Annotated in this window: 19 protein-coding genes; 6 read left to right on the top strand and 13 right to left on the bottom strand. The window is 32.7% G+C overall.

Annotation, left to right across the window (positions count from 1 at the left end; genetic code table 11):
- Window positions 1–108: 108 nt before the first annotated feature.
- Window positions 109–1,536, bottom strand: coding sequence for a sugar porter family MFS transporter (locus tag PYW31_RS12645; protein ID WP_046836996.1), 1,428 nt, complete (start codon window positions 1,534–1,536; stop codon window positions 109–111).
- A gap of 316 nt (window positions 1,537–1,852) precedes the next feature.
- Window positions 1,853–3,349, bottom strand: coding sequence for a CoA transferase (locus PYW31_RS12650; RefSeq protein WP_082104715.1), 1,497 nt, complete (start codon window positions 3,347–3,349; stop codon window positions 1,853–1,855).
- 203 nt (window positions 3,350–3,552) lie between these two features.
- Between PYW31_RS12650 and PYW31_RS12655 the strand changes: the two genes are divergently transcribed.
- Window positions 3,553–4,137 carry a TetR/AcrR family transcriptional regulator gene (locus tag PYW31_RS12655; RefSeq protein WP_046836997.1) on the top strand — a complete coding sequence of 195 codons (585 nt, stop codon included), beginning with the start codon at window positions 3,553–3,555 and terminating at the stop codon, window positions 4,135–4,137.
- A gap of 75 nt (window positions 4,138–4,212) precedes the next feature.
- Here PYW31_RS12655 and PYW31_RS12660 read toward each other — a convergent pair whose 3' ends face one another.
- Genes PYW31_RS12660 through PYW31_RS12685 form a run of 6 tightly spaced genes read right to left on the bottom strand, consistent with a single transcriptional unit; the run spans window position 4,213 to window position 9,310 of the window.
- Complete coding sequence (locus PYW31_RS12660; protein ID WP_046836998.1) at window positions 4,213–4,563, bottom strand: PTS glucitol/sorbitol transporter subunit IIA; 351 nt, start codon at window positions 4,561–4,563, stop codon at window positions 4,213–4,215.
- Between the two features lie 12 nt (window positions 4,564–4,575).
- Window positions 4,576–5,586 carry a PTS glucitol/sorbitol transporter subunit IIB gene (srlE, locus tag PYW31_RS12665; protein ID WP_046836999.1) on the bottom strand — a complete coding sequence of 337 codons (1,011 nt, stop codon included), beginning with the start codon at window positions 5,584–5,586 and terminating at the stop codon, window positions 4,576–4,578.
- A gap of 10 nt (window positions 5,587–5,596) precedes the next feature.
- Window positions 5,597–6,148, bottom strand: coding sequence for a PTS glucitol/sorbitol transporter subunit IIC (gene srlA / locus PYW31_RS12670; RefSeq protein ID WP_046837000.1), 552 nt, complete (start codon window positions 6,146–6,148; stop codon window positions 5,597–5,599).
- On the bottom strand, window positions 6,132–6,605 hold the full coding sequence (locus PYW31_RS12675) for a transcriptional regulator GutM (RefSeq protein WP_046837001.1): 474 nt from the start codon (window positions 6,603–6,605) through the stop codon (window positions 6,132–6,134). Before PYW31_RS12675 ends, srlA begins: the two co-directional genes overlap by 17 nt.
- A gap of 3 nt (window positions 6,606–6,608) precedes the next feature.
- Complete coding sequence (locus PYW31_RS12680) at window positions 6,609–8,492, bottom strand: BglG family transcription antiterminator (RefSeq protein WP_046837002.1); 1,884 nt, start codon at window positions 8,490–8,492, stop codon at window positions 6,609–6,611.
- A 23-nt stretch (window positions 8,493–8,515) separates the two neighbouring features.
- Entirely contained in the window at window positions 8,516–9,310 is a 795-nt protein-coding gene (locus tag PYW31_RS12685; protein ID WP_046837003.1) for an SDR family oxidoreductase, read from the bottom strand.
- A gap of 899 nt (window positions 9,311–10,209) precedes the next feature.
- Here PYW31_RS12685 and ldmS point away from each other — a divergent pair.
- Window positions 10,210–11,418, top strand: a complete 1,209-nt coding sequence (ldmS, locus tag PYW31_RS12690; RefSeq protein WP_046837004.1) for an L-aspartate--L-methionine ligase LdmS — start codon at window positions 10,210–10,212, stop codon at window positions 11,416–11,418.
- A 132-nt stretch (window positions 11,419–11,550) separates the two neighbouring features.
- On the opposite strand, the gene PYW31_RS12695 is transcribed toward ldmS, so the two are convergent.
- A complete protein-coding gene (locus PYW31_RS12695; RefSeq protein WP_046837005.1) occupies window positions 11,551–13,104 on the bottom strand; it encodes a BCCT family transporter in 1,554 nt (517 codons plus the stop codon).
- A 1-nt stretch (window position 13,105) separates the two neighbouring features.
- Entirely contained in the window at window positions 13,106–14,413 is a 1,308-nt protein-coding gene (locus tag PYW31_RS12700) for an NtaA/DmoA family FMN-dependent monooxygenase (protein WP_046837006.1), read from the bottom strand.
- A 684-nt stretch (window positions 14,414–15,097) separates the two neighbouring features.
- On the opposite strand from PYW31_RS12700, the gene lepB reads away from it, so the two are divergent.
- Complete coding sequence (gene lepB, locus PYW31_RS12705) at window positions 15,098–15,682, top strand: signal peptidase I (protein WP_046837007.1); 585 nt, start codon at window positions 15,098–15,100, stop codon at window positions 15,680–15,682.
- A gap of 121 nt (window positions 15,683–15,803) precedes the next feature.
- Here lepB and PYW31_RS12710 read toward each other — a convergent pair whose 3' ends face one another.
- Window positions 15,804–17,294, bottom strand: coding sequence for an MFS transporter (locus PYW31_RS12710; RefSeq protein WP_046837008.1), 1,491 nt, complete (start codon window positions 17,292–17,294; stop codon window positions 15,804–15,806).
- Between the two features lie 73 nt (window positions 17,295–17,367).
- Window positions 17,368–18,180, bottom strand: a complete 813-nt coding sequence (locus PYW31_RS12715) for a MerR family transcriptional regulator (protein ID WP_046837009.1) — start codon at window positions 18,178–18,180, stop codon at window positions 17,368–17,370.
- A 206-nt stretch (window positions 18,181–18,386) separates the two neighbouring features.
- On the opposite strand from PYW31_RS12715, the gene PYW31_RS12720 reads away from it, so the two are divergent.
- The gene (locus tag PYW31_RS12720) at window positions 18,387–19,148 is read left to right on the top strand and encodes an SDR family oxidoreductase (protein ID WP_046837010.1); all 762 of its coding nucleotides are present in this window, start codon (window positions 18,387–18,389) and stop codon (window positions 19,146–19,148) included.
- A gap of 42 nt (window positions 19,149–19,190) precedes the next feature.
- Here PYW31_RS12720 and PYW31_RS12725 read toward each other — a convergent pair whose 3' ends face one another.
- Window positions 19,191–19,565 (bottom strand): MerR family transcriptional regulator, encoded by a 375-nt coding sequence (locus PYW31_RS12725; protein WP_082104716.1) that lies wholly within the window; start codon window positions 19,563–19,565, stop codon window positions 19,191–19,193.
- A 271-nt stretch (window positions 19,566–19,836) separates the two neighbouring features.
- Here PYW31_RS12725 and dcuS point away from each other — a divergent pair, with 271 nt between their 5' ends.
- Window positions 19,837–21,444, top strand: a complete 1,608-nt coding sequence (gene dcuS, locus PYW31_RS12730) for a DcuS/MalK family sensor histidine kinase (RefSeq protein WP_046837011.1) — start codon at window positions 19,837–19,839, stop codon at window positions 21,442–21,444.
- The gene (locus PYW31_RS12735) at window positions 21,441–22,154 is read left to right on the top strand and encodes a response regulator (RefSeq protein ID WP_046837012.1); all 714 of its coding nucleotides are present in this window, start codon (window positions 21,441–21,443) and stop codon (window positions 22,152–22,154) included. The genes dcuS and PYW31_RS12735 overlap by 4 nt, the downstream gene beginning before the upstream one ends.
- Window positions 22,155–22,201: the final 47 nt, after the last annotated feature.

Consider the following 22,201-nt stretch of genomic DNA (forward strand, 5'->3'; position numbering starts at 1 on the left):
ATAATCATCCTTCCATAAATGAAGATAAAATGCCAAAACATAATCAACTTATTATCATAATATAATTGTTACCGCTTTCAGTCAATCGATATTATTCATCTTTTTATTTTATTTAGCTTCTTCAATCAATTTCTCACTTACAACCTTGTTATTTTTCTTTGCTGATTTAAAATGCTCTTCTATTTCTTCTAACGATTTATCTTTCGTCTCTGGTAGTACTTTTTTAACAAAAACGATTGCTAAAATATTTAAAGCAACAAACACTGTAAATGTTGATGCTAGACCGAAATGTCCTAGTAATACTGGGAATGATAAACTAACTAAGAAATTCGTAATCCAGCAAAAGAATACACTAGCGCCCATACCTACACCTCTAATTTTCATTGGAAATATCTCAGAAAGCATTAGCCATGTTACCGGAGATACACACCCTTGTTGAAAAGCTAAAAATGTTACAGTGAGCAACAATATAACAAATGGTAGTATAGGCGTCCCTGCTAAAAATATAGGAAATATACTTAATAAAATAAGCGTAAACACTATCCCAATCTGGCCCGTTAATAACATGGTGCGGCGCCCTATCTTACCTAATAACCAAATACCTACAAAGGTCGCTAACACAGATATAACGCCATTAGCGATATTTCCAATTAACGCTGCCTTAGTCCCAAAACCAGCATTCCTTAATATTTCTGTGCCATAATACATGATTGAATTCACCCCAGTGATTTGCTGTACCACGCCAAGTCCTATACCAATAAATAATATTTTACGAACCCAAGACTTTGTGAATTCATTTTTGGATTTTTCTTTTATTAATTTTTCTTTATCAATAACTGTTTTAATTTCTTTTATTTCTTCTGCTGCTGTTTTTTCATCTCTAAGTGTTCTTAAAATCGTATAAGCTGGCCAATACTTACTTTTACTGGCATGCCATCTTGGACTTTCAGGTACTCTTAGCATACCAAACCATAGTATGATTGCTGGTATCGTAGCGACGAGTAGCATGATTCTCCATATACCAGGATTATCTACTAAATTTCCTAAAATACCATTGATAACATAAGCCATTAATTGTCCTGAAACAATCATCAATTCATTTTGAGTTACCATTCGTCCTCTCTTTTCTTTCGAAGACATTTCAGAAAGGAACGTCGGAACAATAACTGATGCACCACCAACCGCCAATCCTAGTATTAAACGAAAGGCCACCATAGAACTTACATTAGGTGCAAGTCCACAACCTAATGTTGCAAAGAAGAAAATAATTGCTAAGACCATAATCATTTTCTTTCTTCCTAATGCATCAGATAACCTACCACCAGCTATAGCTCCAAATGCAGCCCCAAATACTAAAGAACTTGACACTAATCCTTCAGTAGCAGGGCTTAAATCCAATTGATTAGACAATGACATATACGGTAAGGCACCGTTTATAACGCCAGTATCAAAACCAAACAGTAATCCCCCAAACGTTGCAATGATTGTAATCTTCTTCATTTTGCTATTTTTTATGTCAACTTCTGATTTTCCCATGTGAAACACCTCTTATTTACGGAATATAAATCCAAAACAACACTAAAACATTACCAACATTTAATAACATAGTAATACTGTTAGCGCTTACAGTCAATTATTTTTTGTGGTTACACATGCTCAAAAATAGCATTTCCAGCTACACTGAATACAAAAAAACCCCTACAATTAAAGTGATTTGTAGGAGCTTCACATCAATATATTTAATTATTAAAAATCCGTAAAATATAATAGTCGTAAAAACTTATTTAGTTATGTTTATATGTTAACTTTTACTGAGATATAAAGTCATTTTCCTTTTTAATTCGAACTATTTTTATTTCCATTCCGGTTTATCCGAGCCTCTAAACATGAGTACAGTATCATACTCACCTGGTGTCTCAGACATGACTACTTGATCTGTTACTCCTACATATGTGCCTAATGGAGTTTCAGCTTCAAATTGATCTGGCGCTATAATTTTATGTTCATCGTCACTATCTGAATCTGCTCGTACATAATCCTTCTCAAAAATGCCTAATGATAATAGATATGCTGATACTTTACTTAACGACACACTTATACTATAACTTCCACCTTCTTTGGCGCGAAGTTCCAATGCTTTAATTGTACCTAGTTCTAATAACCAAGATACTACATAGTCATTAACCACCACAATTGGGGGTAACTTAGGCTCAGCTTCTGTTCCCTCCAATGTCATGACTCCAGTCACACTGCCCGCAGTTTGATCAAAGCCATTACGGTTGGACCACGGACCTGTATGACCATGTAAATTTACCGAAGCATGAATAATACCAGGACGTTGCTTAGCCAAATCTTCTGGAGTAAGTTGATATGACTCCATAAAACCATGTCTCTTATTAATAAAAAAGACATCTGCATCTTGCAATAACTGATCAAATTTTGCTCGATGTTCCGCTTTTTCATCTAAATCTAAATATGTCGAACGCATACCCACATTAGATGTTAAATACATCGTTTCTACTTCTAATTCAGTAGGTCTCCATATATTTAATACATCTGCGCCGTGTAATGCTAATCCTCTACCTAATCCAGCCCCAGCTATTACATGTCCCATCCCTAACGCTCTAATACCACTTAAGGGTTGGCTTGGGTTCTCAGTAAACTGTTCTGGTTCAGACTCCCCTATTTTTTTAATTTCAATAAGTTCTGTTTCTGCAATATGACGAAATTGTGGCTCTTCAACAAATTCTTCAATTGTACGAACCATTGGCATGACGATACCTTTATCTGCAGCAGCTTTTTCTAAATCTAATCCTTTCCATTGTTTAATTGCTTCAGCAACAGCTTCTTTAGTTGAACGACTATCTAATAATTCTAAGACATGTGCTTTAGCATTTGGGTATGGATTAAGCGGCATCATCCATCTTTGATCACGTGTTTGATAAAAATCAAACCTAAATGGCGTATGTGGATCTTCTTGGCTTTTAGCCGGAAAACCGTTTAAAGTTTCCCATTTTCTTTCATAAAATGGAGACAGGCGTTTTACAGATTTTCTAATATCTACATGAATATCTTGACCATTACCACCTCTTACTTGCCACAAATGTGCTAAAGCAACCGATTTAGCTGCTAAACCAAGTCCAGCTAAACTAGCAATTCTCAGCGTACTTGGCATTATCGGATCCTTTCCATAAAAAGAAACTTCGCCACCGCTATCAGATGTTGTATATCCAACTGAATTTAATATATCTTCTAAAGCAGCTTCGATATTAAAATCATCGTTACTGATACGTTTTTCCTTATTTTCCAATAATACTTTTTTTAATGTTTCACTATTATTAATCAACATTTTTGCCTCCTTATACATTCAATTCACACAAGTTTCTATATCATCTGATCTGTTTGAAGATAGGTTAATAACATAGCTAGCTTACATCTAAAAATCACTTCTATACATGTATTATATGGATAATAGACTTGTTAAAACAATAGGTGTAAAATCAAAAAAGCAACACATATTTAGAATGTGTTGCTTTTGAGGAGGTATTCTATATGGCAAACTTAAAATCTAAAACTAAAATTCAAAATGCACTTGTAGATTGTCTCAATAAAACACGCATGTCCTCAATGAGCGTTAAAATGATATGTGATGAAGCACAAGTTAACAGATCCACATTTTACCGACACTATGACTCAATAGACTCAGCCATTTCTATAACAATCAGTGCTTATTTTCGCTTATTATTTGGTGAGCCATATAAATTTTACCTTAAACATCAAAGCATCGATGAATCACAATATTATATTTCAAATAATATTTTTAGTCATGTTTATCACGATGCTTATTTTTATAAAACGATGTTCCAACAATACTCTAATTTTGAATTATTGTTTAAAAACCATATACAACAACGGTATATTACATTTTTTAAAGACACAGGACTCGAAAATGATATGTTACTCACTAAAGAAATTGTTGCAGATTATATTGCTTCTGCTTATGTAGGTATGATTCACAGTTGGATTTTACGTGATTTTCAAGAAACACCAGAAACAATGGCTCGCCAACTTATTATCCTAAACTCTAATGGGCCCATCCGTTTACTTGTCGAAGCAAAAAAACGACAAAGAGATTGAGACATTAATAGCTTACGATTTAGCCAGCACTCTGCTGCTCACTAAAACGCCTTTTGTCTCAACCTCATAATTTATTTATTGAATTTTCAATTCTGTACCTTTAGTCATTTCAGGTATATCCACATTTTCTAAATATAATGTACCTGATTGATCCGCAGTATTACTACCATCAAATTTAAGTGTGATATGGCCTAGGTTAGATAAATTGTCTTGTACCGCTGAGCCAACCTTCGTAATATCAAAAACATGATGATCTATATACAATTTTTGTTTTTCGGTAATGGTACCTTCAACTGCATTGATATCAATAATATAGCAATAATCAACTAACTCATCTGGTGCATTATCACCGAATAATATAACCATTTTTTCTTCTTCAAATGCTTTAGCATCTTGTCCGATCTCTTTTACAATTGTTTTATACATTTTATCTCTCCTTTATTTATATAACCCAAAACTTGCTAGCCACGCTATGAATACCCGAGGCACACCATTTAAAAATCTGGAGTAGAGAACTGAAGGCACACCGATTTCTATTGTTTTAGTTTCAGCTTCTGCTAAACCGAGCCCAACAGGTATGAAATCAGCAGCATTTTGAGTGTTAATTGCGAATAATGCTGGCAATGCCAAGTGTGGTGGGATATTGCCTTTTCCAATTTCTACACCAATCAATGTACCTAACACTTGACCAATCACTCCCCCTGGACCTAATAAGGGACTTAAAAATGGCAATGAACAAATCAATCCGATAGCTAATAATCCCCATATATTACCTGCAAGTGGTGACATCACTTGAGCAAACAGTTTACCGATACCTGAACCTTGAATAATTCCAATTAATAGTGCTACAAATCCCATAAAAGGAATAATTGTATGCAACATTGTATCTACAGCATCCCTTGCCGCTTGATAAAATGTATTAATAATTTTTCCGGCTCCAAGTCCAATTTTAGTTAAAATACCTACATGTTCTTGTTCAGCTCGCGTTTCCATAAGTTTTTTATCTTTTGAGTACATGCTATTAGTCGCTTCTTTATTTTGTGTCGCTGTTGAACTACTAACCATGGTTGTTTCCTCTTCTGTACCTAATTCTGAAACCTGACTGACATCAACGTTTGAAACATATATGTCTTCCGTAATGTATTGTCTAAGCGGACCACTTTTGCCGGTGGCCATAATATTAATAGTTGGAATCCCTTTTTTAGGATAAATACCACATCTTAATGTTCCTCCACAATCAATAATAATAGCCATGATTTCTTCTTCAGGGACTGATGTTTCAAAGCCGTTTACAGGATCTGCACCTGTAATTTCAGAAATTTTATCCACAATCTCAGGTTTATGTCCTCCTGTGATATAAACTAACTTCTTCTTGTCTCCTTCAACACCAAATGTTAACGGTCCTCCAAATCCTCCAGAACCTTTGACCACTTTTACTTTTTTATTCATTTATTTCACCTCATCCCTCTAATTTAATCTCTTTACTTAATTTTACTTTTTGTTGCTTTTCTACAAAGCTTGTTGTGAAGTCTGTAACCCAACCACCGATAAAGTTCACTAACAAACCAACTAATAGGTAACGTACAGCTAGATCTGTAGTTGGTAGTCCTAATTTTTGAATACCATTAGCTATCCCTAAGAAAATAAATAATTCCGCTGGATTAATGTGAGGAAATAATCCATTACTCGTGTGTGCAAATTGTGAAGCTGATGCAAAATAACTTGGTTTATATTTTTCTGGCATAAATCTTCCTAATGAATGAACCATCGGATTGGCTAACATAAATGATCCCAAAAATGGTAAGACTAAATAGCGCATTAACGGATTTTTAGCAGATTTTTGTGCAACAAAATTGATACGCTCTTCTCCAATTAATTGAATGAGTGTGTTCATAGCTATAAGCAACATAAGTACTAACGGTACAATCGTACCCATCCAATCTATAAATGTATCTGCACCAGTCTGAAATAATTTTATAAACGCTTCGGCAAATTTAACGACGTACTCCATGTTTCATACCCCTTTCACTTTTAAAAATATTATTCACTTTCTTTACTGCTTTCATCATTGGGGAAGGTATTTTCTCAATTTCCCCACCGCTTTCTACAACTTTTAGCGTGTGTTGAGCATCTAAGATTGCTTTGACTAATAGTTTGTTGAAATTAGTTAAATCTTTTCCTGTAATTTTATTGAGTTTCAGATTTTCTAAACCTTCTATTGGTTTGAACTTACTAAACACTGTTACCCCTTGCATGTATCGAGCATCTTCAATTTCATTTTTACCATTTAGCTGTAATAAGACGAGCGTTCCAGATTTGAATACTGATGGACGTCTACCAATAGCTACTTTCCCCTTATAACGTAATTCTGTATAATTTTTAGTAAAATTTTTTATTTGCAACCATCCTAGTAAATGTTGTACGACAAATCCGATAGCCGCTAATACAATTAGCAAAATAAAAAACATAATTTATCCCTTCATTTCTTGATTTAATAGTGTTTTAAATTCATAAAAGTTCGTATTGTGTGAAAATTTACTGATTAAAAACGTGTTTGTTGATAATGCTAAAACTTCTTCGTATATCCGAATTAATAATGCTTCATTAATTGCTTCTTCAGGTGTAGCAATAAGAACTATGATTTTTAAGTCGTGATAATCAGCACAACCATTTTCTAAAAGTATGACTTTTATACAAATACTGCTTTTTTTATGGCTTGCATGTGGAAATCCTAATTTCTTATTTATCGTAGACTTACTTTTTTCTCTATTGATAATGCATTTTTTAAAATCTTTATCTACTTTATTTTGCTCGTACAGCTCATCAGCCATCATCGCTATCATTTCTTGATATGTGTACTTATTATCCAAATAGTACAAATCATTTTCAGTCATACAGTCCGCAATCACACTTTTATTGAAGATATTTTTGCGATTTAAATCTTTATAAATTAAAAATTGTTCCACCTTTAGTTTAAGTATCTGTTCGTCAAAAGCATCTTCTATATATATAATTCGATTAAATAACCTATTTTCTTTAACTGTTGATATTACAATTTCATAATTATCTAGATCTTCTTCGTTAAAATCCGCTTTTTCAATCATAGTGATTTCAACTTGCTGACCAAATAATTTAATCACATTATTTTTTAATAATTTATAAACACTTAACCCATAATCAGTTAATATAGCTACTTTAGAAATATCTTTAACTTCTTGTTCTAATTTTTCTAAATATATACTAAAATATATCGTTAAATACCCCAGTTCTTCTTCAGAAACTTTTAAGTTTAAAGCTTTTGTAATATTTTCACCTAGTACTTTAGATAACTCAAATGCAAACGGAAATCTTTTTTTCATTTCAATTGCACTTTCGTTATGTAGCCTAATATCAAAAATAATCCGATTAATTAAATATTTAATGTGTAACCTGATATCTTTTGTAAATAATCCATCGTCTATTTCGATGCCAAAATATTTAATAACATCATCAATCGTGTGCGCAATAATATCATCAATTAAAGCTGCTTCAGAAGATGAAATTAATTCGTCCAAAATGGTAGCTCTTCTTCCCATTAATTGAATAACAACCAGTATCAGTTCTTTATTAATCTCTAAATTTTCATAATTTTCGGTTAAATATCTTTTCACAAAATCGATGGCTTTATAATCATTAGATACAAATACGTTATTATCTATTGCAAGATCACTATCCATAAATGCTTTTTCATCTACTCGATCAATTGTCACTTGAACTGCTACCACTAACCGTTGATAGGTTTGCTCATCTAATTTAAGCGACTTTTTTAATTCGAGTAATTGCTCACGCAGTTGTAAATCTATTTCTATACTCAAATATTTATTGGAAAATTTTTCTATAATTAGTTTTCTAATATCATATTCTCTACCGCTAATATATAATCCTACGTTAGGTTTACCAATAATTGAAACATCATATACTTCTAACTCCGCTTTCATATCTTTCAATAAATTACTCACACTCGTCTTACTCATGAAAGTATATTCTGCTATATCATCTATGGTGCATATTTTGTTTTTCAAAATTTGAAAAAATATGATTTCCATCTTATTATCATGTTCAGAATGTGCATTTTCTGTAAGTTCGATCACCTCATCAAGTTGGTTTAAGAATTGGTGTTCATTTTCAATATATATCGTTAAATTTTGTTGAATCTTTGTAATAGCAATCCTATTATCAAAGTAATCATTAATTTGTTTAACATAATTTAATAGTGTGCGCTCTGAAACTTCCACAAGAAATGATAATCTTTCTATTGAAGTATGATTATTAAGCAGTAATTGTATTATTTTTATATGCTTTCTATTTAACTTCATTGTACTCCCCTAACTTGATGGGATTATCCTCTGGATTTACCTCCTGAAATGTTAATTGTAGTTCCTGTAATATAGCTTGATTTATTTGAACTCAAGTAACATACTAAATCCGAAATTTCTTTCAATTTCCCTACTCTTCTTAAAGGAATTGATTTAGAATAATCTCCATTCAATTGATCTACAGTAATATTTCTACTATATGCCAATGCTTCTTCATATTGTTTGGTTCTTAAGCCCGTTTCTTCAATAATCCCTGGAGCTATTGCCACAACATTAATATTATATTTACCTAATTCTTTGGCCCAACTTCTTGTTAACCCAATTAATGCCGCTTTTGTAGCAGAATATAAGCTCTGCCCTTCGGAACCTTCTTGACCTGCTTCACTTGAAATATTGATGATTTTACCTGCATTTTGTTCGATAAAGTATTTAGTAACCGCTTGGCTAAACCATATAGGTCCTTTTAAATTTACATCAAACATAAAATTTAAATCTTTATCATTGATTTCATATTCTGGATGGCTACCAGCTGAATCCAGTAATAATCTTGGTAAATTTATACCCGCATTGTTAATTAAAACATCGATTTTCCCCTCTTTGTTATGAACTTCATTTACAGCCTTTTGTACATTGTCTCTATTGGTTACATCTACTTGTAAGAAGTGATAATTCTTTTTATTTAAATTGCTATCTTTTAAATCCGCATTATATACAATAGCACCATTTTCTAATAAATTAATTACGATTTCATTTCCTATTCCAGAACTTCCACCTGTTACAATTACAACTTTACTTTCAATTTCTAACCAGTTAGTCATCTAAAAATCCTCCTAATTTGTAATAAGCTTGTTACCATTGTATTTGTATTCGCTTACATAATTAATACAAACATTTATGTAAGTTTTGGAAAAAGTACAAATAATTGGCTGTAAGTTGATTATTACTGTTAGAATTCATGCAAAATAATTAGGATAATGCTTAAAGCAATACACTCCTCTGAAAGAAAACAAATCTTATTCTCAAATTAGTTATAATATCACTTTACTGTCCTATTTTTGATATACGTTGTATCATAGAGACATACACATTCATGTATTTTGCTTATTTAAATTATTATTTTATAATGAATTTTTATGAATAACGTTTGATTATCAAATGATTGGGAATTTGATAATCAATTAATGTTTAATTTTACATCTTTGATATTTCATTATTAATAGATATAAAACATTTTCTGATGAAATACCCACTTCTTAAGATCTTCCAAAATACCCTAATATTCGTAACTGTATCACTCGTATATTTGGCCCCGTTAAAATTTGTATTTTCACTAATCTCTATAGCGGTTAGCGTGTCCTTGTCCCTTCTAACTAGCGATTTATTATATCTTTTTAACTCTATCATCTATGCAAGCACTTTTTATTCAGTTGAATTTTATCAATGTAACATACACTTTTATTCACAAATGACTCATTTAATAAATATAGCACTGTAAAAACTTGATAGCTTATGCCTGTATATTTTTTTAAATCAGCGAAATATGTTTGAATTTTTTACCAAAGGAAACTATATAGGGTGCAACATTAATCTGATAACTAAATTGCCTTTAGTTTTATAATTTTGCAACGTTTTGTTTTTTAAAAATAATATTGAGATGAAACCTAATGGATATATTTTTAATACCATTGGTTCGTATTAATAATAAAGGGTGATAAAAATGAACAATAAAATCAATACGAGTGCACTGCTAACACTGAGCAACCTTCACGGGACAGGGGTCGCATACACATCAAGACCTTCTTATGACTCCAACCCATGGTTATCAAATGAAGAACATCAATCCAATTATTTAACAGGTCGTGAAATTCTAATTGCTGATCAACTCCCTATGCTTGTTCACCAAGCTAGTGTTACTGACAAACTCACTTCTTTGTTTGAGCTCGTTGGTTTAGAAATCCCTGATAATATTTTTACCTTTGATGATAAATATAGTTATGAATGTTTAATTCAACAGTTAGCTTATAAGGACGGAAATAAAATTTTATTTCAGTATCCACATAGCGAAGACGTTTTGAGTAATCATCATTATGGTGTAGATAAAGACCTTTTTATTGCTTTAAATAATAAATCTAGACTTGCAGAATGGACAAACAATAAATACTTGCCTGATAGAGAGGTTATCAATATAGAAGACTTTTCAAGTGCTATGTCTAGATGGTCATTTCCTTTTGTATTAAAAATTGGGGATGATTTACCAACATCTGGTGGGAATGGGGTTATGATTTGCGATAATAATAATGACCTTGAACTTGCTAAAATGAAAATTTCAAATGATCAAAATATATCTAAGACAATAATCATAGAAAGAAAAATAGAGGCTAGAATGAATTATTCGGTTCAATATGCTTATTCAAAATCTAAAGGTCTGATATTTTTAGGCGCTACTGAACAACTCACTGATACAGCCGGACACTATCAAGGAAATCATAAATTAGAACATATTCCTCAAGCAGTTGTTCAAGCTGGCAAAGAGATTATGCAAACAGCCGTTGATAAAGGCTATTTAGGTGTCGCTGGTTTTGACTTATTGGTTGATAAAAATGAAAACATATATGCAATAGATCTGAATTTTAGACAAAATGCTTCAACAAGTCTATTAATGTTAGCACCTATGTTGAAAAGCGGTCATCATAAATTTTTCACTTATATCTCTCCTTGTGATAATAAATTATTTTTTAATACTATTTTTAAATATGTTCAAAAAGGGATTTTATTTCCAATCGCATATTATGACGGGGATTGGCATAGCGATGATGGTATTAAATCAAGATTTTGTGGTATTTGGCATGGAGGCAGCAAGGACTACCTGGAAAAATCCGAGATACAATTCTTAAAAGAAATAGATACAAGTTTAATAAATAACTGATATCTTTCCCTTAACATTTATACTCTCCAGTATGTATTTACAATATTACAATACCCCCCACGCATTTTACATGGCGTGGGGGGTGTTAATGTATTTGAACACTAGTGAAACTCACTTGAACTCGTCAACATTTCACTCTGTTTTTTCTTTAGACTTATCCTCAACAATGTTTTGTTTAACTGCTAATTCATGCGCAATCTTAGGTGCCGTCCAAACCACGGGTAGCATAATAATTGATATAGGCACTGCTGTGACAATAATAAAGGATTGTATCGCATCAATACTACCTTCTCCGATATTAATTAAAATGATCGAAATAACTGCCATAATAACAACCCAAAACAACCTGATTACTTTAGGCGGATCTCCCTCACCTGTCACTGACATCGAAATAGAATACGACATCGTATCTGCAGTAGTTATAACAAATATTAGTGTTAAAAGTAGTAAAGCAACCACTAACATCGTACCTAAAGGTAAATTTGTGGCTATTGAAATAACTGCTGCTGGTAATCCATTATCAGATAATGGCCCACTGATGGCACCACTATTTTTAGTTTCATAAAATAGACCGCTTCCCCCTAAGATAGAAAACCATAAGTGAGAAACTACAGCTGCAACGATTGAAACAAGTATGAAAATTTCTCTGATTGTACGCCCTCTTGATACACGTGCTACTAACATGCCCATCAAAGGACCATAACCTATAAACCAACCAAAGAAGAAAAGCATCCATGATCCGGCCCATTTGTCGTCACCTCTAAATGTACTAATTTCTAAAAAGTGTGTAAGGTAAACGCCGTATGAATTTAAAAATGTATCGATAATAAATCGTCCTGGACCAATTAATAAAATAAATGCTGCAACAGCAAGTGCGAGCCACACATTTAATTTACTTAAAAATTGAATGCCTTTATCTATACCTGTCGTAGCAGAAATCGTCACAATAATCATAAGCCCACCGACCGATAATACTTGTGTAATTAAGCTATCAGGTATACCGAAAATACTATGTAACCAGTAACTAAATTGGAATCCAAAGAATCCAATCGTCCCAATCGTTCCAGCTACAGCTCCTAAAATACAAAATACGTCTATAATTGAACCTGTTTTATTATTTTCAATTTTCTGTCCAAATACAGGATATAGTAATGTTCTTGGTCTCATTTTCATGCCTTTATTATAATGTGCATACATGATAATAATACCACTTACTGCACCGTATACTGCCCAAGCAGTAAAGCCCCATGACGTAAAACTTTGTGCCATCGCAGCAGGAATCGCTGCTGTGCTTTTATCTTGAATGCTTGAATCCATTGTAGGCGGTACATCCATAAAGTAATACATTGGTTCAGCTGCAGCCCAAAATATAGCCCCTGCGCCTAGCCCTGATGTAATAACAATAGCTGCCCATCTGAAGTAACCCATTTCTGGTTCAGAAACGTTACCTAGTCTTACACGACCATACTTAGAAAAAGCTAAAAATAGACCTACAGCAAATGTCGCAAGTAATAACACTTGCCAAAATGCTCCAAAATAAGTTATCGAAAGCTCAAAACCTTTGTGTACAAAGTTCGAAGTTGCTTTAGTGAATAGCGATGACATAATGACAAATAACACAAGTATGCCACCGCTAATAAGAAATACAGGCCAATCTAATTTATCTTTCCAATAAGAATCTTTAATATTATTCTACCTCTCTTTTTAAACGTTCTCTCAAAGTTAATTCTTTATATTCTGTTCTAAATAATCCACGTTCTTGTAAAATTGGAATGACCTTATCTATAAATGCTTCAAACATATCTGGATATGTTGGAGGCATAAGTATAAATCCATCACAGCAATCCTCTTCAAACCACGCCTGCATTGTATCTGCAATACTTGTAGGATCACCAATGATTGTTTTATGACCCATCCATGTATCTACACGTTTAATTAAATCACGCAATGTGAGATGTTCAGTCTCTACTGCATTACGTATCGCTTCATAGCGTGCCTTTGAACCAACTTTTACTGTTAAGCTATCATAAGGGGATAACTCTGGTACTTTTTTATCCATTGCCCAATGTGAAACATCTTGACCAATACTACGCTCAATTTGTTTCAGTTTGTGTTCTATGTTGATAAATTGATCTAATTCATCAGCTTTACTCTGTGCTTCTTCGACTGTATCGCCCACATAAACTGTTAATCCAGGTAATATAAGTGGTTTTTCTTTAATGCTTCGATATGTCTCCGTGCGTTCACTCAAATCCTCAGAAAAAGATTGAGCATCCATTTTATTCCATGCAATAGAAAAAATAACATCTACATGTTTGGCGGCAAGGTCTCTTCCAGGTAGTGAAGTACCTGCCTGACATAACACTGGAAATACTTGAGGACTCGAAGGTAAATTAATAGGACCTTTGACTTGAAAATGTTTGCCCTGATGATTAATTTCTTTAACGAATGAAAAATCTATCCCTTGCCCTGTTGTTCTATCGTGAATCAAAGCCTTTGAATCAAATGATTTCCACAATTGCTTAAGTACACTCACAAACTCATCAGCTCTATCATATCGCTCACTAAGGTCAGGTAATTTTTCTAACGAATGATTTTGACCTTCTATATCTAATTGTGACGTGACAATATTCATACCTACTCTGCCATGACTAATATGATCCAAACTCCCTAACAGGCGTGCCACATTATATGGATCATAGAATGTGGAAGATATCGTAGCAATGAGACCAATATACTGAGTCTTTTGAGAAATGGCTGTTAATGTCGTAATTGGTTCTAAAAAATAAGATATATTCCCTGTATGTTCACCTGAGACATACTGACCATCTGCTAAAAATATCGCATCTAAACATCCACGTTCAGCAATCTGTGCGATTTCTTGTTGGTATTCAATCGTTCCAATTTTTTCAATTTGAGATTGGGGTAGCCTCCAAGATGCTTGGTGTAAACCAGTACTATAAATAAGCGCAGCTAAATGCATTTGTTTTGTCATAATAACCTCCATGAGTCTATTATCAAATTAAAAACTTATTTATAAGCCTACCAAAGATAAATTATAAATAAAGTTTTATTTTCAAAAATTTAAGCTTTAAGCATAAAAATATACATCATTTTACATTATAGAACTTTACCACCATGAACTAATACAACAAAAAACAGCTAAATATTGATTAGAGTGACAAGAAAACAACGATTGTCACTGACAAAATACTTGAAGTAAAGATTATAGCCCACTTTTTCCTTGCACGCAATTCGCTTTCTTAAAGCAACATACTTTTCATAAATTCATATGTACTTTTCAAATCGCTGTTTCATTCATAAAAATAGTCAAAATGCTCATATTTATTAAGCATTTTGACTTCTCTTCTTTTTATTTAATATCATATGTGAAAATAAGTTCTATATAGATAGAATTTTTTCATATGTCATATACATTACTTATTCTTTTAATAGATCGGTATATAAGTATATACTCAAATATCAATATCACACTATAAATATTCAGCTCATTCACGCAATATGACTTAAAATAAAAAGTTACGTGCTCACCCCAAAAAACACAACATATATTTTTAAAAGATTAATAAAAAATTATATAGACTCATCATACATTTAATAGTAATGTTTAATTATATATAAAATTCGTTAAATACAAATGAAATGAGGCCTCTTTCTTATGAAGAAAAATATTACAGAATGGGTAGTATCCATCATAGTCGGTGTAGCCATTGCTTGGATTGTAACCACCTTTATGTTCACGAGTTATACTGTGAAAGGTAGCTCAATGGCACCCACATTCCAGGAAGATGACAAGTTAATTATCAATAAAATGTCTAAATCCCTAAATACGATAAAGCGCGGGGATGTCATTATTTTTCATGCAACAAAAAATTCAGATTACATAAAAAGACTTATCGGTAAGCCCGGTGATACTGTGGAAAGTAAAAAAGATAAGTTATATATTAATGGAAAATATATTAAAGAACCTTATTTAAAACTAAACAAACAAAACAAAATGACTAAATATCTTACTAAAGATTTTGATGTAGCAGATACAAAATATTCTGACGGTAAAAAAGTGATTCCTAAAGGAAAGTATTTAGTTTTAGGAGACAATAGATTTATAAGCAATGATAGCCGTAGAACTTTAGGATTATTATCTACAGACAAAGTTGTAGGTAAAGTAGCATTGAGATGGTTGCCATTGAGTAATCTTAAATTTAATTTTTACCCTGACAGTTTTAATAAAATAAATAAATAGTATTACTATTATGTTCCCTCTCAAATAAACAACCGACATACTTATTTAACCTCACTCGTAAAGCATCCCAGTATAAACCCCCATCCTCGTTTGTTAAGGATGGGGGTTTATACTGCATATATTAGTAATGTGATATTTTTTTCTCTCTTGTATTTAAAAATATTATTAAAAGTATAGTAGCTATCAATGCCAGACTACCAATCATAATAATGAGTGAAAAGGAATGATCGAATGCCACCTTACCAGCAGAAATTAATTGTTTACTTACTTCTGGTGATAGCTGTTCAGCCTGCATAATCGTCTCATCTAAACTTCCTTTAGCCTTAGATAAATTTATAGCGCTTCCAGTGAATTCAAACGATAAGCTATATAAAGCAGAAAACAATCCTCCTAAAATCGCTATCCCTAAAGATCCTCCAAATTCGAATGACACTTCTTCTATAGAAGCTGCCATGCCAGACTCTTTATCATCTACATTAGTCATAATCGCATTTGACGCTAAAGTCATCGCACCACCTAAGCCGCCACCTAATATCATTAAGATGATGATTTGGATAAGTAAGTTCATATCTAAGACCCAGTAGAACAAAAAGATTCCTATAAATGAAATTATTAATGTTATGCACTGTAATTTAAACAAACCATATTGAGGCAGTATCATACCGACCACAATGGCACCTACAAGTGAAGCTGCCGCCATCGCCATAATAGACAATCCTGATTGTAACGGGGTTAAGTCTAATACCAATTGAAGTCTTTGCGATAAAATATACTCGAATCCTATAAGTACAAATGACGTTACAATGGCTACAAGCGTGCCACTTGTGAAATTTAAATTTTTAAATATCTTTAAATTAATCAAAGGATTTTCTAAATTATTTTGTCTCTTAATAAACCATGTAATTGCCAACACGCCTATTACAAATGCTAATATACTGATCAGTACCGTGTTATGTTGCTGTGTTACTGCTTTGATTCCGTATACTAAACTAATTAAGCCAACCATAATTTGTAAAGAACTTACAAAATCCCAACGTCCTGTTTTCTTAACTTGATTATTTGGTATAAACATTATTGAAAGCACTAGTACAACAATAACTACAGGAATGTTAATTATAAATACTGATGGCCATGAGAAAGATCTTAATAGTAATCCACCAATAACTGGTCCTAAACCGGCTCCTGCTGCAGTGATCGCAGACCATATACCTAATGCTAATGTACGTTCTTGAGCATCTATGAATGTCAATTTAATAATTGAGAGTGTCGGGGGCATCATTGAAGCGGCTCCTATCGCCAAAAAGACCCTCGCTAAAATTAGTATATTCGGTGTAGTTGCGTAGGCTGCTAATAATGACGCTCCCCCAAAAATAGTCAATCCTAGAAGAAACATCTTTTTATAACCTACATAATCGCCTAAAGTTCCTAATCCTGGTAGCAAGCCTGCTACCACTAATGCATATGCGTTAACGATCCATAACTTTTGATTTGCTGTTGCTTGTAAATCCTGAGTCAATAATGGTAATGCTGTATATAAAACTGTCATATCTATGACTATTAAAAATAATGCACTCGAAACGAGCATTAAGATAAGGTATTTTTTGATATTCATATTGTCACCTACTTCCTAATCAAAAATATAAACTATACGGTAACCATATAGTCAAGTAGGCGTTGAAAATTTTTTAATACTTTACTACCTCCATCGATATCTTAGTTACATATTTATCAGGACCGTCTGTACTAATCTCATCAACAGCATATTCTTCAAAGCTATCTCCAACTATTTCATATCCCGCCGTCTGTAAATATGCGTCAATTTTTCTATGCGTTTGATATAATAAATCATCATGTCCTTCATGATAAGCAATAACATATTGTCCTGCAGCTCTAACTAAATGTGGGGCATGTCTATTCTTTTCTATTTGTGTATAAAAATTAGCTAAATGATCATTATTTTCATTTTTAATATCTTCTTTTTTTATGATAACGCCGATAGGATAGCCAAAATCTAAATGATGTTTTTTAATAAAATTCATCAACAGCTGCGAAGAAGATTTAATATTACTCTGACTCAAATCCTCACTAATTAAATAATACGTTTGAGGTAACTCAACTATTTTAATAGTAGAAAAGTCAGCTTCAGATGATTCCTTCAAATAATTCCTCTTATTTTTTATTGATTCTTTTAATTGTTCCATTTGTTTTATTTTCAAATCTATTTCGTGTTCTTTAGTATTTAACAACTGTACTGATTCAGCTATTGACCTAGAGGCTAAAAAGTCTTTGATTTCAATTAACGATAACTCTAAACTCTTTAACATTTCAATAACATTAAAGATTTCCATTTGTTTTAAAGAGTAAAATCGATACCCTTTTTCATTTCTATGTTCCGGTTTTAATATACCCACTTCATCATAATGGAAGAGTGTCTGTTTTTTTACGTCACATAGTTTGGCAAATTCTCCTGTAGTAAATAGTGTTTCTGTTAAATTCATATTTACCCTCGTTCTATTTATTTGTCATAAAGCATTTTAAGTTACTTAACTTCCTATTCAATGCTCACTCACATTTTACCTTTTTCCTAAACTGAAACAAATTATTTTTACGTACTATAGTCACATTCATTTATAGTTTTATTTTGACTTCGCCTTAGACGAACCTAGTATATTACAGCTATATCATTATAGGAGGTATATTATATATGGATACAAATCAAAAAGTAACACTCATTACTGGGGCAAATCGTGGTATGGGCTTTCAAATTGCACAAGAACTTGGTCATGCAGGTCAACATGTTTTAGTTGGTACTCGAAGTATTGAAGAAGGAAATTTTGCTGTAAATAAACTTAAAGATAGTGGCATTGAGGCCGAATATATTTTATTAGATGTGACGCAGCAAGCAACTATTGTGTCAGCAGCAAAATATATTGAAACACACTATGGCTATCTCTCTATACTCATTAATAATGCTGGAATAGCTTTAGATAATTTTGAAAATCCTTCACAATTATCAACTGATATTATGCGTAAAGATTTTGATGTAAACTTTTTTGGAGTAGTCGATGTGACACAAGCGATGCTGCCTTTGCTAAGCCAAAGTCCTCAAGCTAAAATCATTAATATCTCTAGCACAATGGGTTCATTAAGTGCTGCAACTACAGTAGGTTCAGAAGTTTATGATGCGAGTGCAGTCGGTTACCAAGCTTCCAAAGCCGCCCTCAATATGCTAACAATTCGATTAGCAAAAGAACTACAAACATGGGAAGGTTCAAATATCACTGTAAATGCTGTATGCCCAGGCATGGTGGCTACAGAATTTGGCGGCGCAACACCAGAATTATCCAAAGCAATGGGCGGCAGACCTGTTGAAGAAGGCGTAATACGTACAGTAGAGTTAGCTCAAAGTAAAGACAATTCTATTAACATGACCTTTAGCAATAAAGAAGGTAACATTGCTTGGTAGTATAAAAAGACGAACCCGCATGATAAAGATACGGGTTCGTCTTTATTTATTTTTTAATAAATTTTCTAGTCTTGAAACTTTTTTCTGGATCTTTACTTTTTGATTTTCAATTTCATTAATATTTCGTGTTAATCTGCTATCAAGTTCACCCAAAAATTTAATTAAATCTTCAATCATCCTATCATTTATATTATTTTCATCATGATCATATAATAGGCTTTTAATCTCTTTAATTGTAGCTCCCATAGCACGTAGATGCACGATTTTATATATCATTTCAATATCTTGAGTACTATACTGTCTAATACCATTTGCATCTCGATCAATCGGACCAATTAATTCCTCTTTTTCATAATAGCGTAATGCATTTTTAGATACCTCTAACTCCGTAGCTACAGATTTAATCGACTGCATCATTTACATTGCTCCTTCAGTAATTAAAAACTATATTTTCATATTTATACCCTATTTTAACTACAGTATCCTTTCTTATTTATCAATAACATATACTTAATAACGTGATGCAGATGATCTATTAAAGCAACAAAATGATAGAATATTCCGAACATGGCTTGTAAAATTATATTTTTAATATATTCTTAGCTAGAAGACTCAAATATTCATATATTAAAAATGTAAGAAACACATTAATAGACATACGCCGTATCAAATAAGGAAGGTAACTATTTTGCGAAAAAGACAATTGAAACTTAGTACTATTATTATTATTTTTGTCTGTTTAGTAGTCATCTTGTCATTAGTCATTACAAGTTTGCTTATTGGTAATACTGTGAGAAATGCCATACATAAAACTGCAGAAGAAAAAGCAGAAGTGATTTCACGTACCATAGCGCATTCTGAAATTGTAGAATCAGGATTCAAGCATCAAAAAAACGCTTATAAAATTCAATCATATACTTCCGAAATACAATCAGTGACTGGCGTTAGTTTCATAGTTGTTATGGATATGCATGGCATACGCAAATCTCATCCAAACCCTGACCTCATAGGAAAAAGATTCCAAGGTGGAGACGAAATGCTAGCACTAAATGGTAAGTCATCTATGTCTGAAGCTGAAGGAACATTAGGTAAATCACTACGCTCATTTACACCTGTGTATGATAATAATCATAAACAAATTGGTGTTGTGGCGGTAGGTGTTCCGATGAAAAGTGTAGATGATGCTATGTCAGAAGGCAAAAGAGAAGTACTCATCGGCACATTGCTAGGCATTCTTGTTGGTATATTAGGCGCATACCTATTATCACGCTATATTAAAAGGATTCTATATGGATTAGAGCCTTCAGCAATAGCTAAATTACTAGAAGAACGTAATACGATGCTACAATCTGTTCATGAAGGTATTGTCGCTGTCGATCAAGAAGGCAAAATTAATTTAGTAAATAAGTCAGCAAAAGAAATATTTAAAAAAGCTGGCTTAGCTGACCGTGCCGTAGGAATGAAAATCGATGACTACATGCAATCTACGCAACTACCTCATGTGTTAGCATTTGGTAAACCAGAGTTAGATGAAGAACAAAACATCAATGGTGTTAAAATTTTAGTGAACCGCGTACCACTTTTTGTGAATAACGAAATCGTGGGTGCCATTTCTACATTTAGGGATAAAACAGAAATGGCTCAACTTTCAGAACAATTAGTTGGTGTGAAGACCTATGCCGAGACGTTACGTGCACAATCTCATGAATTTAGTAATAGATTACATGTTATCCTTGGTCTGATACAAATGGAAAATTATAAGGACTTAGAAAAATATATTCATGAAATTGTAGATCATGGCACTCAAGAAAATGAAACAATCGCTTCCAACATTAAAGACCCTGCACTAGCTGGTTTTTTAATTGGCAAACTTAGCCTAGCGAGAGAAAAGGATATTGAATTATCCATAATTAATGAGAGCATGATTCGCGAACCAGAATATGCATACTTAACTCATGAAACGATTACTATTATTGGGAACTTAATCGATAATAGCATGGATGCCCTATCTTCATCGTCTAGTATCTATCCAACCATCGAAGTATATTTAAAATATTTAGATAAACAATTATATATAGATGTTATGGATTCTGGTATCGGGTTAAATGATGAATTACAACAAAAAATATTTGATAAAGGGTATTCAACTAAAGGGAATCATAGAGGGTATGGACTGTATCTTGTTAAACAAAGTGTCGAAAAGCTTGAAGGTACAATCACTATCGATACGCACGTTAAAGGGAAAACACAGTTTTCAGTCGTCATACCATATGAAGAAAAGGGGAATCATCAATGATACGTGTATTGATCGTGGAAGACGATCCGATGGTAGCGCAATTAAACAAACAATTTATAGAAAAAATAGATGGCTATGATTTAGTGGCAATTACGCATAATGTGCCAGCAGCGATTACAACAATAGAGCAAACACATGTTGATTTAATTTTGCTCGATGTTTATATGCCAGAACAAAACGGCCTGTCACTTTTAACTTATATACGGGAACATCACTTGAAGATTGATGCGATACTGATTACCGCAGCATCTGATGTAGATCAAATTCAAAAAGCTTTCCGTTATGGCGCTATGGATTATTTAATCAAGCCATTCGAATTTGAACGTTTTAAAAAATCATTGCTTCAATATAAAGAGAAACTTAAATTTTATAATGATAATCAGAGCGTTAGCCAATCTGCCTTAGATAATGAGTTATTTAATAAAAAAAGTACGTCCTCAGATTCCAATGGCAATTTACCTAAAGGACTAACTAAAGGAACGCTCCAATCTATTGTAAATAAAGTCGACCATTCCGGTAAAATGGAATTTTCAACTGATGAAATTGCAGAAATCGCAAATATTTCAAGAGTATCTGTCCGAAAATATTTGAAATTTTTAGCTGATATTGACGTATTGGAAGAAACCCTTACCTATGGCATAGGAAGACCTGTTTATTTATATCATTTCAAACAAGAAAATCTACATTTTCTAAATGAATATGTGCAATAAAAATACAAAAATTATCGATATTTAAAGGGGGCTGCTACGCCCCCTTT

This window comes from Staphylococcus succinus (genome assembly GCF_029024945.1).
In the GTDB taxonomy this organism is placed as follows: domain Bacteria; phylum Bacillota; class Bacilli; order Staphylococcales; family Staphylococcaceae; genus Staphylococcus; species Staphylococcus succinus.

Coding starts and splice junctions, on each gene's coding strand:
- PYW31_RS12725 (WP_082104716.1), bottom strand. CDS start 19,565: ATGATGCAGTCGATTAAATCTGTAGCTACGGAGTTAGAGGTATCTAAA.
- PYW31_RS12650 (WP_082104715.1), bottom strand. CDS start 3,349: ATGTTGATTAATAATAGTGAAACATTAAAAAAAGTATTATTGGAAAAT.
- PYW31_RS12715 (WP_046837009.1), bottom strand. CDS start 18,180: ATGAATTTAACAGAAACACTATTTACTACAGGAGAATTTGCCAAACTA.
- PYW31_RS12685 (WP_046837003.1), bottom strand. CDS start 9,310: ATGACTAACTGGTTAGAAATTGAAAGTAAAGTTGTAATTGTAACAGGT.
- PYW31_RS12710 (WP_046837008.1), bottom strand. CDS start 17,294: ATGAATATCAAAAAATACCTTATCTTAATGCTCGTTTCGAGTGCATTA.
- PYW31_RS12655 (WP_046836997.1), top strand. CDS start 3,553: ATGGCAAACTTAAAATCTAAAACTAAAATTCAAAATGCACTTGTAGAT.
- PYW31_RS12675 (WP_046837001.1), bottom strand. CDS start 6,605: ATGTTTTTTATTTTGCTAATTGTATTAGCGGCTATCGGATTTGTCGTA.
- PYW31_RS12645 (WP_046836996.1), bottom strand. CDS start 1,536: ATGGGAAAATCAGAAGTTGACATAAAAAATAGCAAAATGAAGAAGATT.
- PYW31_RS12680 (WP_046837002.1), bottom strand. CDS start 8,492: ATGAAGTTAAATAGAAAGCATATAAAAATAATACAATTACTGCTTAAT.
- PYW31_RS12700 (WP_046837006.1), bottom strand. CDS start 14,413: ATGACAAAACAAATGCATTTAGCTGCGCTTATTTATAGTACTGGTTTA.
- ldmS (WP_046837004.1), top strand. CDS start 10,210: ATGAACAATAAAATCAATACGAGTGCACTGCTAACACTGAGCAACCTT.
- PYW31_RS12660 (WP_046836998.1), bottom strand. CDS start 4,563: ATGTATAAAACAATTGTAAAAGAGATCGGACAAGATGCTAAAGCATTT.
- srlE (WP_046836999.1), bottom strand. CDS start 5,586: ATGAATAAAAAAGTAAAAGTGGTCAAAGGTTCTGGAGGATTTGGAGGA.
- lepB (WP_046837007.1), top strand. CDS start 15,098: ATGAAGAAAAATATTACAGAATGGGTAGTATCCATCATAGTCGGTGTA.
- PYW31_RS12720 (WP_046837010.1), top strand. CDS start 18,387: ATGGATACAAATCAAAAAGTAACACTCATTACTGGGGCAAATCGTGGT.
- PYW31_RS12735 (WP_046837012.1), top strand. CDS start 21,441: ATGATACGTGTATTGATCGTGGAAGACGATCCGATGGTAGCGCAATTA.
- srlA (WP_046837000.1), bottom strand. CDS start 6,148: ATGGAGTACGTCGTTAAATTTGCCGAAGCGTTTATAAAATTATTTCAG.